The sequence below is a fragment of the Natronomonas sp. genome, from assembly GCF_046710025.1.
In the GTDB taxonomy this organism is placed as follows: domain Archaea; phylum Halobacteriota; class Halobacteria; order Halobacteriales; family Haloarculaceae; genus Natronomonas.
Map to the genome: position 1 here is coordinate 1 of NZ_JBKEGK010000005.1, position 15,255 is coordinate 15,255.

General features: G+C 65.6%; 17 protein-coding genes. 10 read left to right on the forward strand and 7 right to left on the reverse strand.

Annotation, left to right across the window (positions count from 1 at the left end; genetic code table 11):
* Positions 1-34: 34 nt before the first annotated feature.
* Both urtB and ACI944_RS00725 read right to left on the reverse strand, forming a co-directional pair.
* The gene (gene urtB, locus ACI944_RS00720) at positions 35-934 is read right to left on the reverse strand and encodes an urea ABC transporter, permease protein UrtB (protein ID WP_411717173.1); all 900 of its coding nucleotides are present in this window, start codon (positions 932-934) and stop codon (positions 35-37) included.
* A 145-nt stretch (positions 935-1,079) separates the two neighbouring features.
* Positions 1,080-2,357: an urea ABC transporter substrate-binding protein gene (locus tag ACI944_RS00725; RefSeq protein WP_411717147.1), complete on the reverse strand. Its 1,278-nt coding sequence runs from the start codon at positions 2,355-2,357 to the stop codon at positions 1,080-1,082.
* Between the two features lie 517 nt (positions 2,358-2,874).
* Between ACI944_RS00725 and ACI944_RS00730 the strand changes: the two genes are divergently transcribed.
* The 8 genes from ACI944_RS00730 to ACI944_RS00765 all read left to right on the forward strand — a co-directional run bounded on the left by ACI944_RS00730 (position 2,875) and on the right by ACI944_RS00765 (position 8,475).
* Positions 2,875-3,033, forward strand: coding sequence for a hypothetical protein (locus tag ACI944_RS00730; RefSeq protein WP_411717148.1), 159 nt, complete (start codon positions 2,875-2,877; stop codon positions 3,031-3,033).
* Positions 3,034-3,121: 88 nt separating this feature from the next.
* Positions 3,122-3,505 carry an urease subunit beta gene (locus tag ACI944_RS00735; RefSeq protein ID WP_411717149.1) on the forward strand — a complete coding sequence of 128 codons (384 nt, stop codon included), beginning with the start codon at positions 3,122-3,124 and terminating at the stop codon, positions 3,503-3,505.
* Positions 3,502-5,214 carry an urease subunit alpha gene (gene ureC, locus ACI944_RS00740; RefSeq protein WP_411717150.1) on the forward strand — a complete coding sequence of 571 codons (1,713 nt, stop codon included), beginning with the start codon at positions 3,502-3,504 and terminating at the stop codon, positions 5,212-5,214. The genes ACI944_RS00735 and ureC overlap by 4 nt, the downstream gene beginning before the upstream one ends.
* Positions 5,215-5,236: 22 nt before the next feature.
* Positions 5,237-5,566, forward strand: a complete 330-nt coding sequence (locus ACI944_RS00745; RefSeq protein WP_411717151.1) for an urease subunit gamma — start codon at positions 5,237-5,239, stop codon at positions 5,564-5,566.
* A complete protein-coding gene (gene ureG / locus ACI944_RS00750) occupies positions 5,567-6,187 on the forward strand; it encodes an urease accessory protein UreG (protein WP_411717152.1) in 621 nt (206 codons plus the stop codon). It begins immediately after the preceding gene.
* Positions 6,184-7,083: an urease accessory protein UreD gene (locus tag ACI944_RS00755; RefSeq protein WP_411717153.1), complete on the forward strand. Its 900-nt coding sequence runs from the start codon at positions 6,184-6,186 to the stop codon at positions 7,081-7,083. The genes ureG and ACI944_RS00755 overlap by 4 nt, the downstream gene beginning before the upstream one ends.
* The gene (ureE, locus tag ACI944_RS00760) at positions 7,083-7,706 is read left to right on the forward strand and encodes an urease accessory protein UreE (protein ID WP_411717154.1); all 624 of its coding nucleotides are present in this window, start codon (positions 7,083-7,085) and stop codon (positions 7,704-7,706) included. The genes ACI944_RS00755 and ureE overlap by 1 nt, the downstream gene beginning before the upstream one ends.
* An 82-nt stretch (positions 7,707-7,788) precedes the next feature.
* On the forward strand, positions 7,789-8,475 hold the full coding sequence (locus ACI944_RS00765; protein ID WP_411717174.1) for an urease accessory protein UreF: 687 nt from the start codon (positions 7,789-7,791) through the stop codon (positions 8,473-8,475).
* Positions 8,476-8,505: 30 nt separating this feature from the next.
* Here the strand turns inward: ACI944_RS00765 and ACI944_RS00770 are convergent, their stop codons facing one another.
* From ACI944_RS00770 to cofD, 5 genes are all read right to left on the reverse strand, one after another.
* Complete coding sequence (locus ACI944_RS00770) at positions 8,506-9,276, reverse strand: type IV pilin (RefSeq protein ID WP_411717155.1); 771 nt, start codon at positions 9,274-9,276, stop codon at positions 8,506-8,508.
* 232 nt (positions 9,277-9,508) lie between these two features.
* Positions 9,509-10,168: a DUF447 domain-containing protein gene (locus ACI944_RS00775; RefSeq protein ID WP_411717156.1), complete on the reverse strand. Its 660-nt coding sequence runs from the start codon at positions 10,166-10,168 to the stop codon at positions 9,509-9,511.
* Position 10,169: 1 nt separating this feature from the next.
* Positions 10,170-11,003 carry a triphosphoribosyl-dephospho-CoA synthase gene (locus tag ACI944_RS00780; RefSeq protein WP_411717157.1) on the reverse strand — a complete coding sequence of 278 codons (834 nt, stop codon included), beginning with the start codon at positions 11,001-11,003 and terminating at the stop codon, positions 10,170-10,172.
* Entirely contained in the window at positions 10,996-11,778 is a 783-nt protein-coding gene (locus ACI944_RS00785; protein WP_411717158.1) for a tRNA-dihydrouridine synthase, read from the reverse strand. Before ACI944_RS00785 ends, ACI944_RS00780 begins: the two co-directional genes overlap by 8 nt.
* Entirely contained in the window at positions 11,778-12,782 is a 1,005-nt protein-coding gene (cofD, locus tag ACI944_RS00790; protein WP_411717159.1) for a 2-phospho-L-lactate transferase, read from the reverse strand. The genes ACI944_RS00785 and cofD overlap by 1 nt, the downstream gene beginning before the upstream one ends.
* A 117-nt stretch (positions 12,783-12,899) precedes the next feature.
* On the opposite strand from cofD, the gene ACI944_RS00795 reads away from it, so the two are divergent.
* Together ACI944_RS00795 and ACI944_RS00800 are read left to right on the forward strand one after the other, a co-directional pair.
* Positions 12,900-14,117, forward strand: coding sequence for an HD domain-containing protein (locus ACI944_RS00795; protein WP_411717175.1), 1,218 nt, complete (start codon positions 12,900-12,902; stop codon positions 14,115-14,117).
* A gap of 55 nt (positions 14,118-14,172) precedes the next feature.
* Positions 14,173-15,189 carry an amidohydrolase family protein gene (locus tag ACI944_RS00800; protein ID WP_411717160.1) on the forward strand — a complete coding sequence of 339 codons (1,017 nt, stop codon included), beginning with the start codon at positions 14,173-14,175 and terminating at the stop codon, positions 15,187-15,189.
* Positions 15,190-15,255: the final 66 nt, after the last annotated feature.

Consider the following 15,255-nt stretch of genomic DNA (forward strand, 5'->3'; position numbering starts at 1 on the left):
AGGAGCGACCGCCCGTCCGTGCCCAGTCGGTCGCTCATTCGCTCGCCCTCCGTCGTTTCCGCAGTTCCTCGACGTAGCCTGTGATTCCATCGGGGAGGACGCGCAACGCGACGATGGCGACGAGCAACAGCATCATCTGACCGATGAACGTCCCGAAGAAGAAGCTCCCCGTCGCGTTGAACACGCTGAGGACGCCGGCGGCCGACAGCGTGCCGATGATGACGGAGGGGCCGCCGACGACGACGGCCACGAACGCTTCGACGAGGAACGTCCCACCCCGGTTCGGCGTGATCGACCCGAGTGCCGGCGCGTACAGCGCACCCGTCAGCCCCGCGAGCGCGGAGCCGATGGCGAACGTGGCCATGTACATGCGGTCGGTGTCGATCCCCATCGCGCGTGCGGTTTCGGGGTTCTCGATGGTGGCCCGCGCCTTGATCCCGAACTCGGTCCGGGTAAAGAGCGCGTAGAGGCCGACGAGGGCAAGAAGCGCCACGGCTGGCAAGAAAACGCTTCGATAGATCGACGACGAGAAGGGACCGTACGAGACGCTTCCCATCGGCGTCGAGATGCTGTCGAGACTGGAGCCGAAGATGATCAACAGCATCTGCGCGATGACCAGCGCCAGCCCCCACGTCGCGACCATCGAGTCAAGCAGCCGATCGTAGAGGTGTCGCACGATCGTTCGCTCGATGAGGACGCCGAACACCGTGGTGACGAGGACGCCGATCACCATCGCGGCTGGCAACGGGACGCCGGCGTGGTACGGCAGTGCGGTCCCGTAAACGCCGATCAGGATGAACTCGCCGTGGGCGAGGTTGATCACGCCCATCATCCCGAAAATAATCGCGAGGCCGACGGTCGCGAGGATAATAAAGCCGAAGCTGTTCAGGAACTGGAAGAACAGCGCGGCGGCGCTGTACGTCGAGGCGGCCAACGGGGTTGCGCCGTGGGCCGAGGACGACAGCGCGGCGGCGGTCGCGTCGATCACGGTGCGTCGTCACCCCCGTACAGCGGTTGGACGCGCCGCCGGGCGTTCCGTTCGATCGTTCGGTTTAGTTTGTCCATACGTATCTCGCCCCTCAGATGTCGTAGACGTCACCCGGCTCGTACTGGGTAGTACTGTCCTCCTCACGGAGGTCGCAGCCGTCGCCGCCTTCGACCTCGCTACGGAGGAAGCTCGGTTCGATACGCTCGTTGTTGGTGAAGGATATCTCGTGGTTCTCGTCGGCGATGCCGACGCGCATCTCGTGTTCCATGTGGTGTGTCGCCCCGTCGAGGGTGAGTTCGCCCGACGGCGCGCTGATGTCGCGGCCCTCCTCGAGAACGCTGATGACCTCCTGTTGGTCGAACGTGCCGGCCTCCTCGACGGCTTCAGCCCACAGGTACACCGAGAAGTAGTTGTTCTGAGCCTCTTGATTGAGGTAGTTTGCGTCGGGCCACCGTTCGTAGAAGTCCTCGACGAAGTTCTCACCCTCTCGGAGGTCCCCGAGTTCTTCCATGTAGCTGACGCCGGCGTAGACGTTCGTGAGCGCAGGGGGATCGTAGCGGATGTGCTCGTGACCCTGCGCCAGCGTCGTCGACGTCCCGATCGGGATGTCCTCCATGTTGTTCGTCGCCCGCTGGTCGTAGAAGTTCTCGTGGTTCGCGCCCACGAGCATCGACATGATGAAGTCCGGGTCCTCGTTTTGAATCCGGTTGATGACCGACGAGAAGTCGGTCTCATCGAGTGGAATGTACTCCTCGCCGACGATGTTGTAGCCGTTCTCCTGTGCGAGGACGTTGACCCAATCGCCCGAAAGCTGGCCGAAGTTGTAGTCGGCGGCGATAATGTAGATGTCGTCGCCGAACTCGTCGGCCAGGTACGGCGTCACGATCCCGAGTTGCTGGCGGGCGGTCGCCCCGACCGGGAAGATCGTGTTGTCACAGACGCCTCCTTCGTACTGTGTGGTGTAGAAGTAGAGCTGTTCGTTCTCGTTGATGATCGGCCGGATTGCCTCCCGGGTCGCCGAGGAGTAACCGGCCCACAGCGCGTCCACCTGATCCTGAAGGATCAGCCGCTCCGTGAGTTCCTGATAGCGGGAGTTGTCGGACTGGGGGTCGGGATCGACGATCTCGATCTGCTCGCCGAGCAGGCCGCCGTCCTCGTTGATTTCCTCTATAGCGAGCCGCGTCGCCTGCCACTTCGAGGTCCCGTTGAGCTGGAAGTTCCCGGAGCGATCCTCAAGGATGCCGACCGTCGGGCCGCCTCCCCCTCCGTTACCGTTGCCGCCTCCATTGCCCGAACAGCCCGCCAGGGCGGCTCCGATGCCGGCCGCTCCGGATGCGAGCAGGCTCCGACGGGAGACGCGCTCACGCATGACGAACGCCTCCGGCGTCGACTCGGCGACCGTCTACTTCTGTATTCTGGCACCGTTGCTCCGTAAACATGTCCGTGTATCCAGACATTTTCACGTTAAGTGGACAAACAGCACCAATATATAAATATTGTCGGCAAACACTACCCAATGTGATTGAAGAAAATATACACCCATATACTCTTGTATGTAGGTCTATCTCCTTATATTTCGCACGTTCGTCCACTAAATCTCGGAGAGGTGATGCACCTTGTTGCACGCATACGCGCCGGTCGGTCACCGGAGTTCGACGGATCTGTTTATAAACGGATCTTATATTTCATAAACACGAGTCGAACCGCCATCGAACGATATAGAAGATGCCGCGGGTGAGGAACCGGACGGGGGGTTCTCAGCCCACCGCTGACGCGTGCCGACGTGTTTTTGACGATCATCCACTCGATTCGTAGTATCGCCAGATATAAGCGAAAAATTCGCGTGAAGGGACAACTTATGTAGCCCCCCGCTCGATGAACGTGGTATGCTGGAATTACCGCTACACACCGGCGCGGAGCACCCTGACCTCACACTCGTCGTCCTTTCGAGCCTCCTCACCTTTCTCGCGGGGCTCGGGCTCGGCTCCTATGGCGACCGCGTTCGCGCACTCGCCCGCACCCTCACGGCCGATTCGGCGGAGTAACCCGACTACACGATCACACTATGTCCATACATGACACCGACGACGGCGAAGACGACGGGTGCCCGAAGCGCCCTAGAGGTGAGTCGGCGTGAGCGATTTCGTCCCCGGCGAGTTGCTTCCTACTGACGATCCGATCAAAATCAACGCCGGCCGGGAGACGGCGACGGTAACTGTCGAGAACACCGGCGACCGGCCCGTCCAGGTCGGCTCGCACTTCCATTTTTTCGAGACGAACCCCGAACTCGAGTTCGACCGGAACGCGGCCTACGGAACCCGGCTGAACGTCCCCGCGGGGACCGCGATCCGGTTCGAACCGGGCAGCGAGCGCGACGTCGAGTTGGTCGCCGTGGGCGGCGACCGGATCGTCCACGGGATGGGCGGGCTCGTCGAGGGTGAACTCGACGACGAGGATGTCCGCGAGCGCGCCCTCGAACGCGCCGCCGAGGCCGGCTACCGGGGAGTCGAGAGATGACGCGGGAGCTCCCCCGGAGCGAGTACACGGATCTCTTCGGCGCGACCGAGGGCGATCGACTCCGGCTCGGCGACACGGAGCTGTTGGCGGAGATCGAACGCGATCACACCACATACGGTGACGAGGCGGTCTTCGGCGGCGGCAAGACGATGCGCGACGGCATGGGAATGCAGTCGGGCGTCACGCAGGCCGAGGGCGCGCTCGATTGGGTGTTCTCGAACGCCGTCGTGATTGACCCGATTCTCGGGATTCAAAAGGGCGATATCGGCGTCCGGAACGGCCGGATCGCCGGCATCGGCAAGGCCGGTAACCCCGACACGATGGACGGTGTCGACGACGACCTCGTCATCGGGGCGAGCACCGACGCCGTGCCCGCCGACGGCCTCATCGCCACGCCAGGCGGGCTCGACATCCACGTTCACTTCAACAGCACGGGGCTGTTCGAACACGCTCTCGCGAGCGGCATCACGACGATGTTCGGCGGCGGCTACGGCGGCGGCGCGACGACCTGTACGCCCGGCCCCGAGAACGTCAAGCGCTTCCTGCAGGCCGCCGAGGAATGGCCGATGAACGTCGGCTTCTACGGGAAAGGCAACTCGAGTCAGCCCGACCCCATCTACGAGCAGATCGAGGCCGGCGCGTGCGGGCTCAAGCTCCACGAGGACTGGGGGTCGACGCCGGCGGTGATCGACAGCGCGTTGCGCGTCGCCGAGGAGGCGGACGTCCAGGTGTGTATCCACAGCGACACGCTCAATGAGTCCGGCTTCGTCGAGAAGACCTTCGACGCCATCGACGGGCGGGCGATCCACACCTTCCACATCGAGGGCGCGGGCGGCGGGCACGCCCCCGACGTCCTCGAGTTGGTCGGCCACGATCACATGCTGCCGTCGTCGACGAACCCTTCAATGCCATACACGGAGAACACCTTTGACGAACACCTCGACATGGTGATGGTTTGTCACCACCTCAACCCCGACGTTCCCGAAGATGTCGCCTTCGCCGAGTCGAGGATCCGCGCGGAGACCCTCGCCGCCGAGGACGTGCTCCACGATCAGGGCGCGATCAGCATGATGACCTCGGACTCCCAGGCGATGGGGCGGATGGCGGAGGTCATCGCGAGGACCTGGCAGACCGCCGATAAGATGAAGAAACAGCGCGGCCCCCTACCCGAAGACGAAGGGACCGAGGCCGACAACCACCGGATCGAACGCTACGTCGCCAAGTACACCATCAACCCCGCGAAGGTCGCGGGGATCGACGAGTACGTCGGCTCGCTCGAACCCGGCAAGATGGCCGACGTCGTGCTGTGGGAGCCGGCGTTCTTCGGCATCAAACCGAAATACGTTATCAAGGGCGGCTTCCCGGTGTACAGCCAGATGGGCGAGGCCAACGGCTCGCTCATGACGTGTGAGCCCGTCGAGATGCGCCCCCGGGCTGGTGCGGTCGGGAAAGCCAAGCACGCGCTGTCGGTGTCGTTCGTCAGCGAGGCCGCCTACGAGCGCGGCGTCGGCGACGAGTACGGCCTCGACACGCCGGTGCGGCCGGTCCGGGGGACCCGGTCGGTGCGGAAATCCGACATGGTCCACAACGACTACTGTCCCGACGACATCGATATCGACGCCCAGACGTTCGAGGTATCGATCGACGGCGAGCACGTGACGTGCGAGCCGGCCGAGGAAATCGCGCTCGCACAGCGGTACCACCTGTGAGCGTAGCACGGATCCCACAGTTATGAACCTCTCACCAAAGGAAAAAGAACGGCTGACGGTGTTCATGGCGGCCGAACTCGCCCGCCGCCGCAAGGAGCGCGGCGTGAAACTCAACCACCCCGAAACGGTGGCGTATATCTCCGATTGGGCCTGCGAACGCGCCCGCGACGGAATGTCCGTCGCCGAGATCCGCGCGGAGGCGACGACGCTTCTCACGCGGGCGGACGTGATGGACGGCGTTCCCGAGATGGTCGGAATGGTACAGGTCGAGCCAATGTTCCCAGACGGGACGAAGCTCGTGACGATTCACGATCCCATCCGGGCTGACTCGCCCGAACAACTGGAGGACTAGATGGGCCACAGAGACGTCGCGACGGTCGGGCTTGGCGGTCCCGTCGGATCAGGCAAGACCGCACTCGTCAAGCGACTCGTCCCGCGGCTCGACGAGGCGGGGTACGATGTGGGCGTCATCGCCAACGACATCATGACACAGGAGGACGCCGACCGGCTTCGGGAGTCCTTCGAGGGACTCATTCCGCCGGATCTCGTGGCGGGCGTCGAGACGGGCGCGTGCCCCCACACCGGCATCCGGGAGGACCCCTCGATGAACCTCGCGGCGGTCGACGAGTTCACCGAGTCGTACCCCGAACTCGACGTGGTGTTGCTCGAGAGCGGCGGCGACAACCTCGCGGCGACGTTCAACCCCGAACTCGCCGACTACTTCCTCTTCGTGATCAGCGTCGCCGAGGGCGACGACATTCCGCGAAAACGCGGTCCCGGCGTGACTCAGGCCGATCTCCTCGTCATCAACAAGACCGACCTCGCCCCACACGTCGACGCCGATCTCGACGTGATGGCCCGCGACGCGGAGGCCGTCCGCGGCGACGCGCCGACACAGTTCACCGACTGCAAGGCCGAGGAGGGAATCGACGGTATCGTCGAGCACATCGAAGAGGGCGTCCTCTTCGCATGAGCGCGATCCCCAACTCATTCGAGCGCTACGGCGAGGAGACACTCGCGCAGGCGCCGGCGTTCGGCCCCGGCAAGGACGGCGTCTTCGAGGCGACACTCGCGCGGGAACCGGGCGGGGAAACCCGGCTGTTGCGCGACTACGCGAAGGTGCCGTACCATTTGAGCGGCACGCTTGATAGCGATCCCGCGCCGGGGCTGACGACGCTGTGTCTCCAAGAGCCGACCGGCGGCGTCGCGCAGGGTGACCGGCACACGATCGACATTACTGCGAAGGACAGAGCGCGCGCACGTGTGACGACACAGAGCGCGACCAAGGTCCACAGCATGCACTCGAACTACGCCCACCTCAACGGCACCCTCCGGGCCGGAGCGAACGCCCACCTCGAGTACCTGCCGGGGCCGACGATCGTCAACGAGGACGCACGCTGTTTGCAGACGCTATCGGTCGATCTCGACCCGACCGCGTCGGTCATCGTCTCCGATGTGCTCGTCCCGGACGGCCTCTCCGGGCAGGAACCGTTCGGCTTCGACCACTACCACAGTCGGCTCGACGCGCGGTGTGATGGCCAGCTTGTTTGCTCGGATGCCGTCGATCTGCGCCCCGCCGAACGGGACCCCCGCGATCCGGCGACCGTCGGCGAGTTCGGCGTCGTCGGCACGTTGTACGTCCTCGCGCCCGCGGTGTCGGCCGAGGAGGTGGCCGACTCGATCTACGGCCGACTCGAACCGATGGCCGACACGCGGGCGGGCGTCTCGGCGCTGGCCCACGACTCGGGCGTCTCAGTCCGGGTCCTCGGGGACCGAAGCGCGGACGTCGTCGACGCGGTGACGGCCGCCTGGGACGAGGCCAGACAGACGCTTCTCGGTGTCGGCGCACCCGCCGACAGGAGGTACTGATGCGGCGGATCGACGGTGTCGTCGGGAACCGCCACGACGACCCGGATCTCGACGAACGGATCGCCGCCCACGACGACGCCGGCACACTCGAACGCGTCCGCATCGACTCGGGCGAGCGGAAGAAGTCCCGTCTCCGGGTCGAAACCGATGCCGGAACCGACCTTGGGATCGTCGTCGGCAATGTTGATCTCCGGTCCGGCGACGTGCTGTTCATCGACGACAACGGGGCCGCGGTCGTCACGTTCGAGACGCGCGAGGCGTTCGTCGTCGAATTACCAGCCCCGACGGAGCCGGCGCTTGCGGCGGTGGCCGAGTTCGGCCACCGGGTCGGCAACCAGCACTGGGATATCGCCGTTGAGAGCGGGACGGTCTACGTCCCGGTCGACGTCGAAAAGCGGGTTCTCGAGGACGTACTCAAGCCGTACATTCCCGACGGGGCGAAGACGGGCTACGAGTCGGTTGAGGCCGAACTGTTCGTCGGTGACGAAAACGCGTCGGCCGGCGAGGGACACGAGCACGCTCACACCCTCGACGACGGGCACGGACACGAACACGGAGACGGAGAGCACCCCCACAGCCACGAACACGAATCGGACGGAACAACCTCCCACAGTCATGAATGACGTCTCCTCCCCCACGAGCGACGCATCATCACCCCCGCACGAGGCGTCGTCCGTTTCGAGCGATGCCTCATTCCTCACCGCGATGCGGCTGGCGGACTCATTTCTGCCCGTCGGTACCTACACCGCCTCCTACGGGATCGAACAGTACGTCAACGAGGGACGGGTCGAGACGGCGGCGGAACTCGGCGACCTGATCGCGGGATACCTACGGCGGATCGTCGGCCCGGCCGACACGGTCGCGCTCGGGAACGCCCACGCTGCGGCGGCGACGGACTCGCTTGAGGGGATCCTCGAGGCCGACGAGCGCCTCCACGCCGCCACGCTCCCGGCCGAGTTCCGGACAAGTGCGACGAAGGGCGGGCGCAAACTCGTCGAGTTGCTCGGCGAGACGGACCCGGCACTGTTCGAGGGTGGGGGGCCGGACAACGCGACTGCCGCCTACGTTGCGGCGGTCGACGCCGGGGAGACGCCCGGCGGCTACCCCGTTGTCCTCGGCGTCGTCACGCAGTCGGCGGGGATCGATCGGCGAACAGCGTGCCTTGTCGGGGCCTACGGTTTCGTCACGGAACTGCTCGGGGCCGCCCAGCGGCTCGGGCGATTCGGCCACACCGATATCCAGGCGCAGTTGACGCGGCTCCTCACCATCGTTGAGTCGGTGTGTGCGGAGTACGCCGACGCCGATATCGAGTCACTCGCCTCGTTCGCGCCGCTGGCGGAGACGATGGGGATGGCCCACGAGCGCGCCGACCGGCGGCTGTTCATGAGTTGACCCCCGGGCGCGAAACACAGTTCCACCCGATCAACAGGAGCCTTTGTCGCGCTCCGCTGGATCTCCGGTGAACACCCGAGCAGTCGTTTGCACACGGGAGATCGGCTGTTCGTCCTCCGGGCCGAAGAACAGGACCTCGACGGTGTCTCCCGGTTCGATCGGTCGATCACCCGAAGAACGGACCGGATAGCGGTTGTTCACTCGAAAGAACGGTTCGTCGCTGTCGCCGTTCTTTGCGATATCGTTTTGACCCGATCCCACGTATCTATACGGGTCATCTCCTTCTTGATCAGTGTCACCGCCCAATTGGTATCTATTGTGTACCATCCGAATCGTCAGGGTTTCTCCGGCGCGGAGATCCCCGGTACAAAACTCACCGATAGATTCGTCTGGGTGGTCGATCTGCGCCGTGTCCTTGCCGAACCGAGCGGGGTTCAGAAATCGAACCTGGCCGCCACCACTGGCTCCGCGCCAGCGGACGACGACAGCACCGATGTCGTCTCCGTTGAATACGGGACCACTTTGGTAGGTGAGTCTGACGACATCGATATCGCCGCGGGGTGCGTTATCGCCTTCTCGATCATCCCACCCTCCCCACGACCGGTGTTCCGACCCCAGCGTCGTCTCGACATCGCTGAAGGCGCGGGGATCCTGCGGTTCCCTGAGTCCATCTTGGAACCCGAATGCGACGACGCCAACTGTTGCAGCCGCGATGATGGCGACGCTGAACAACATGATCGTCGCGACCACGGGGCTAACACCACGTCCGTCGTTTTTCAGTTTGCCTCCTGGTTTGTTCATTCGTAGCCTACCGAGACGTATCCGCGGTTTCTGTGTCGTGCCGTGACGATCCCAACGGCCAGGATCGCTTTGACCTGGGCCCGTCTACAACGTATACTCGACGGCGAGAACGTATATTAAGCGTCGGACAGTATCAGATATAAGCATATTGAGTATAACACCAGTCAGTATGATCGGGTGAACCGCGAGCGTACGAAACCGGCGGCAGTGTTCGTAATCGGTCAGTCCTCCGTCAGATGTCGAGTCCCGTATGTTCGAGGAACCGCTCGAAGGCCGCCTGTTCGCGGGGGCCGCCGCAGCGTTCGACGACGCTCCCGAAGTACTCGATCCGGTCGCGGAGGACGCCCGAATCGTAGCCGGGAACGTCGAGGCGCGACGCGGCGACGGTCGCCTCGATGACAGCGTAGTAGCCGCGGTTCGTGGTCGGAACAGTCTCGCGTTCGACCGCCGACTCGACCGGCGTGAGTGCCCAATCGACCCACTGGGTGTCGCCCTCGCTCCCTCGGTCGATCGACTCGACCTCGATTTTCGCCCACGCGTTGGCGCTTGCGAGTAACGGATCGTCCGTCTCGCGTATCGAACACGCCGCGTCGACGAAGTCGGCAGGATCGACGGAGAACTGGATGTACCCGCCCCCACGCTCGGTGAAGTTGCGCCATGTTCGCGTCCGGCCCCACGTTCGGGCCGTCACGGGCGCCCCCGCGAACAGCCCAAGGGCGGCGACGTTCCAGCGATCGTTCGGACCGAGCGTCGTCACGATCGACTCGGTCGCTCCCCGGAGTCCGACGGGCCACGCCGCGTGAGGAATGTCGGTGGCTCCAGCATCGCTATCGGCTTCGATGTGGGTGTCGGGGTCAACATCGGTTCCGGCGTTAACGTCGTTTTCGCCCATCTCACACCTCCAGCCCGCGTTCGAGGGCGATGAAGAGCGCTCCAGCGGTGATATCGGCCGTCGTGCCGGGGTTGATATCGCGGGCGACGAACTCCTCGGCGAGCGCCTCGGCGTCGGTCTCGCCGTCGAGGACCGCCCGCGCGCGCCGCGTCGCCTCTTCGGCGGCCGCCTCGCCGTTCCGCGTGATGACGAAGGTGTCGGGCTCCGCCGCAAGCAACCGGAGGAACGTCCGCGAGGCGCGGCGGTAGATGGGCCCCTCGTCGTCGAGGAGCCATCCTGCGGCCTCGAAGCTCCGCTCGAAGCCCGAACACCACTCGTCGGCGACGCCGTCGCGGTCCGCGGAGAGGGCCATCACGTCGTATAGCGTCAACCCCCGTTCTCGGAGCGCGTCGGTTGCCGTCGCGCCGCGTCGGACGTCTAAGGCGTCGATCTCCTCCGGCGGGTCGTCGACGGCGACATCAACGTGCTCGAACGAGGTATAAAACGCGCAGGCGTCCTCGACGGTCGTCGCCTCGACGACCGCAGTGACTCCCTCGGGCGTCAACCGATCGCTCGCGGCGGCTCGAACCAGCGGTACGGTCACGAGCAGCGCGCCGAACTGGGTGTTCCCGCCCGACTGGCCGCTCATTCCCTCGACAGCCGACTCGAATGCGTCGCCGATCGGCACGCCGTCGGCGGCCGCTCGAAGCCCCGGGGACGCGCCGACGGCCCCGGTGAGGAAGTGCTCGAATCGGAGGTGGTCGTAGTCGCGGTGGCGGTCGACGTTACCGGGTTTCGGCGTGCCGGCCACCTCGAGGAGGAGCGCGAGCTGGCCATTCTGTGCGGGATTACGCATCCGGCGTCACCTCTCCACTCCGTCCGGCTTGGCCGCCTGATCCGTCTGACCACTCATCGACGGCCTGCCGGACGCGACGGAGGACTGCCGGATCGTCCGACGGGCGGCCGACCGAGACGGCGTCCGCGCCGTAATTAAGATACTCCACGGCACTCTCTCGATCACGGACACCGTTGTTGGCGATCACGAACGCGTCAGGCGCGCCCTCAACGACGTCGGCGATGACGGGTTCGCTGTCCATCGCGTCGACGTGGAGAATGTCCGCCCCAGCGTCGACCAGTCGCGAGCAAAGCCCCGGCAGATCGACGCCCGCAACCTCGGTTCGGAGTTTGGCGCTCACCGTTGCGCCCGCCGCCTCCGCGACCGCAACCTGCTCGCGAAGGCGCTCGCCGTCCCGAAGCAACGACTCACCCGCGCCGGCCGCGCACATCTCGGCCTGTCGGCAGTGGGCGTTTACCTCGAGGATCGCACCGTGGTCGGCACAGACCGCGGCGGCCTCCCGTATCGCTTCGGGATCGGCGCTCCGGACGTTGAACGCGGGGCGAAGGTCGGCGTCCGAGAGCGCCGCGAGCCGGTCATGTATAAATCTTGCCGGCGAGTCGGGGAGGAACTCGGTTCGGTCACGCTCGCGGAGCCGGCGGGCGGCCGACCGGGTCGCGTCATCGAGCGCCAGCCCGCCCAAGAACGCACAGCCGACCCACGGCTCGGCGGCCCGCGCCCACGCGGCGTCCGATTGTCCGGACAGCGAGGCGGCGGCGATCCGCGGTTCGAACATCACAGCCCCCCCGTGCCGACACGGTCAAGTGCCTCGCGGACCGCCCGACAGACGCGCTCGCCGTCCGCCGGCGTTCCGAGTTCGGTGTCGGTTCTGACGACCGGACGATCCAGTGCCGTCCCGTCGTCGGTGTCGAGGACGAACGCATCGACGAAAGGGTACGCCTCGGCGACGCCCGCAGTCGAAGGCTCATAGCCCAAGGCGGCGAGCAGTTTCGCCGCCGGCCCGGAGAAGACCCGGTCCTCGACGAACGGCGAGACCGCGATGACAGGCGTCGATTCCAGCGCCGCCTCGAATGCGTCCATCGCGAGCATCGGCCCGAGGCTCGTGATCGGGTTCGACGGGCCGACGACGACCGGCGAATCGAGGGCATCGAGAACGGCGTCGGTCGGCGTCGCGTCGGCAGCGCCTCTGAACTCGACGCGGTCGACCTCGGGGCCGGCCCGACGATGGACCCAGAACTCCTGAAAGTGCATTGCCCCCTCGGGGGTGTGAACAATCGTCGCGATGGGATCATCACTCATCGGCAATACGGGGCGATCGATACCCAGCGCCGTCGCGAGCGTCGCCGTCACCGACGTGAGGTCGTGCCCTTCGTCGAGGAGGCCCGTCCGGGTGACGTGGATCGCCCGGTCGTGGTCGCCCAGTTCCATGAACTCCGCGACCCCCGAGAAGCGCCGAAAGCGTGAGATATCGCGGCCCTCGGTCTGGGCGTCCTCGGGGAGGTAACGCGGCCCGGAGTCGAGTCCGGCGTCGTCGGCCACCTCGCGGATCGCCTCGTGGGTTTCGGTGCTGTCGCCGTCGATCCCCCACCACGTCTCGCGGTCGAGCAACCCGCCCTCCGAGAAGAGCACCGTGTCGACGTCCGGACAGACCAACACGCCGCTCAACTCGACGTCGTCACCGGTGTTGCAGACGACTGGGGTGTCGGCGGGGTCGAACACCGCCTCCGACCCGGCGAGTAGCTTCGGCGTTCCCGTCCCGCCGGCGAGGAACGTAACCATATGACGGGTTTCGGGTCGACGGGTTTGTATCTGACCGTCCGACCGTGGACTGTCACCGCTGGGACGGCCCGCGTCGGCGCGACGGTTTTTATCGGATCGCGCCGAATGCGCAAGTGGATGGCCACGATCAAGGATAGCGTCCACGACCACATCGCTGTCGAGGGGGTGGCGGCCGACCTTCTGGACACGCCCGCGGTCCAGCGGCTCCGGCGGCTCAGACAACTCGGCACTGTCGGGTTAGTCTACCCGAGCGCGAACCACACGCGGTTTGAACACTCCCTCGGAGTGTATCACCTCGCCGACGCGGCGCTCTCGGAGCTCGGGATCGCCGGCGCGCGCGCCGAACGCCTCCGGGCGGCGGCGATACTCCACGACGTGGGCCACACCCCGTTTAGCCACAACATCGAGTCGCTCGTCGCTCGGCGGACGGGGCGAATGCACGACGAGGTTGACGACCTCCTCGACGACGGGGGAATCGCCCGTGCGCTGGCGCTTCACGACATCGATCCGGACGCCGTCGCGGACCTGATCGCGGGCGAGGGCGAGTTCGGGCAATTGATTTCGGGGGAACTCGACGTTGACCGGATGGACTATCTCGTCCGCGACGCCCACCACACCGGCGTCCCCTACGGGACGATCGACGCCGGCCGGTTGATCCGTGAGCTGCGCTTTGTTGATGGACGGCTCGTGCTTGCGGAGGGAAATGTCCAGACGGCCGAGTCGCTGCTCGTGGCGCGTTCGCTGATGAACCCCGTCGTCTACAACCACCACGTCGCGCGTATCTCGAAGGCAACGTTGCGGCGCGCGAGCGAGCGCCTGCTCGAAACCGGTGAAACAACGGCAGCCGAACTCCGGCGGATGGACGACGCCGGGTTGCTCGTCGCGCTTCGAGAGTGCCCGGAAACGGCGGCGTTTGCTCGTCGACTCGACACCCGGTCGCTGTACAAGCGGGCCATCTGGGCGGAGCTTCGGGATGTTCCCGACGATCTTCTCGACGCCGATCACGGCGTGCTTAGAGAGCGCGAACGCGAGATCGCCGACCGGGCTGGTATCGGCCCCGACGCCGTCATCCTCGACGTCCCCGATCGCCCCCGGATGAGCGAGTCCACGAGCCGGGTCGTCGTCAACGGCGAGATCCGGGCCCTTGAGAGCCAATCGACGCTCGTGACCGCGCTCCGCCGGGCGAGCCACGAGCAGTGGCGACTTGGCGTCTACGCGCCCGAGGGGAAGACCGAAGCGGTGGGCCGGGCCGCCGAGGCGACGCTCGGGCTTGATCTCGACGCGCTCGTCGTCGATGTGCGGAAGGGCGTCAACGCGACGCTGGACGAGTTCTGAGCCCGGAGACGGCGGGAAGCTGTAACGATTTAACCCGGGCTACCCTGGAGTCGGTATGGAACTGTCCGGAACGATCCTCTCGGGGCCGGAGTACGAGCCGATCGAGGGGCGGATCGTGCTCAAGAACGGCAAGATTGCCGCGGTCGAGGCGTCAGCCACCGATTCGACGGACATCATCTGCCCGGCGTTCGTCAACGCCCACACGCATCTGGGGGACTCGATCGCCAAGGAGGCTGGCCGCGGGCTCTCGCTCGAGGAACTCGTCGCCCCGCCCGGCGGGCTCAAACACCGCCTGCTCGCCGACGCCTCTCGAGAGGACCTCGTCGCGTCGATGCAGCGCTCGTTGCGAGTTATGCGATCGGGCGGGACCGGCGCGTTCATCGAGTTCCGAGAGGGAGGGGTCGAGGGTGTCGACGCGCTCGCCTCGGCCCTCGGTCCGCTCGACCTCGAAGCGTTCGTCATGGGACGCGGAGACGCGACGGTCCTCGACGTCGCCGACGGCTACGGGGCGAGCGGCGCGCGCGACGACGAGTTCTCGGCCGAACGGGCCGCCGCCAGGGAGCGCGACAAACTGTTTGGAATCCACGCTGGCGAGCTTGACGCCGCCGATATCAATCCGGCGCTGGATCTCGATCCCGACTTTCTCGTCCACATGGTTCACGCTGAACCGTTGCACCTCGAACGGGTCGAAGACCGCGGGGTACCGGTCGTCGTCTGTCCGCGCTCGAACCTTGTGACCGGTGTCGGCGTCCCGCCAGTCACGGACCTACTAGAACGGACGACGGTGGCGCTCGGCACCGACAATGTGATGTTGAACAGTCCCTCGATGTTCCGAGAGATGGAGTTCGTCTCAAAGCTGTGTGACATCTCCGCACCGGAGGTCCTCCGGATGGCGACCGCCGCCGGCGCGGAGCTTGCGGGGATGAACTGCGGCGTCATCGAACCGGGGCGGGCGGCTCGGCTTCTTGTTCTCGACGGCGACTCCGACAATCTCTGTGGGGCACACGATCCGGTTCGGGCGGTCGTCCGGCGGGCCGGTGTCGGCGATGTCAAAAGAGTCGTGCTGCGCTGAGTGCTCGGTGGACGGTTCGAAGCGTCGAAAACGGTTTGTATGGGGCTGTTGAAGTTCTACGTGATG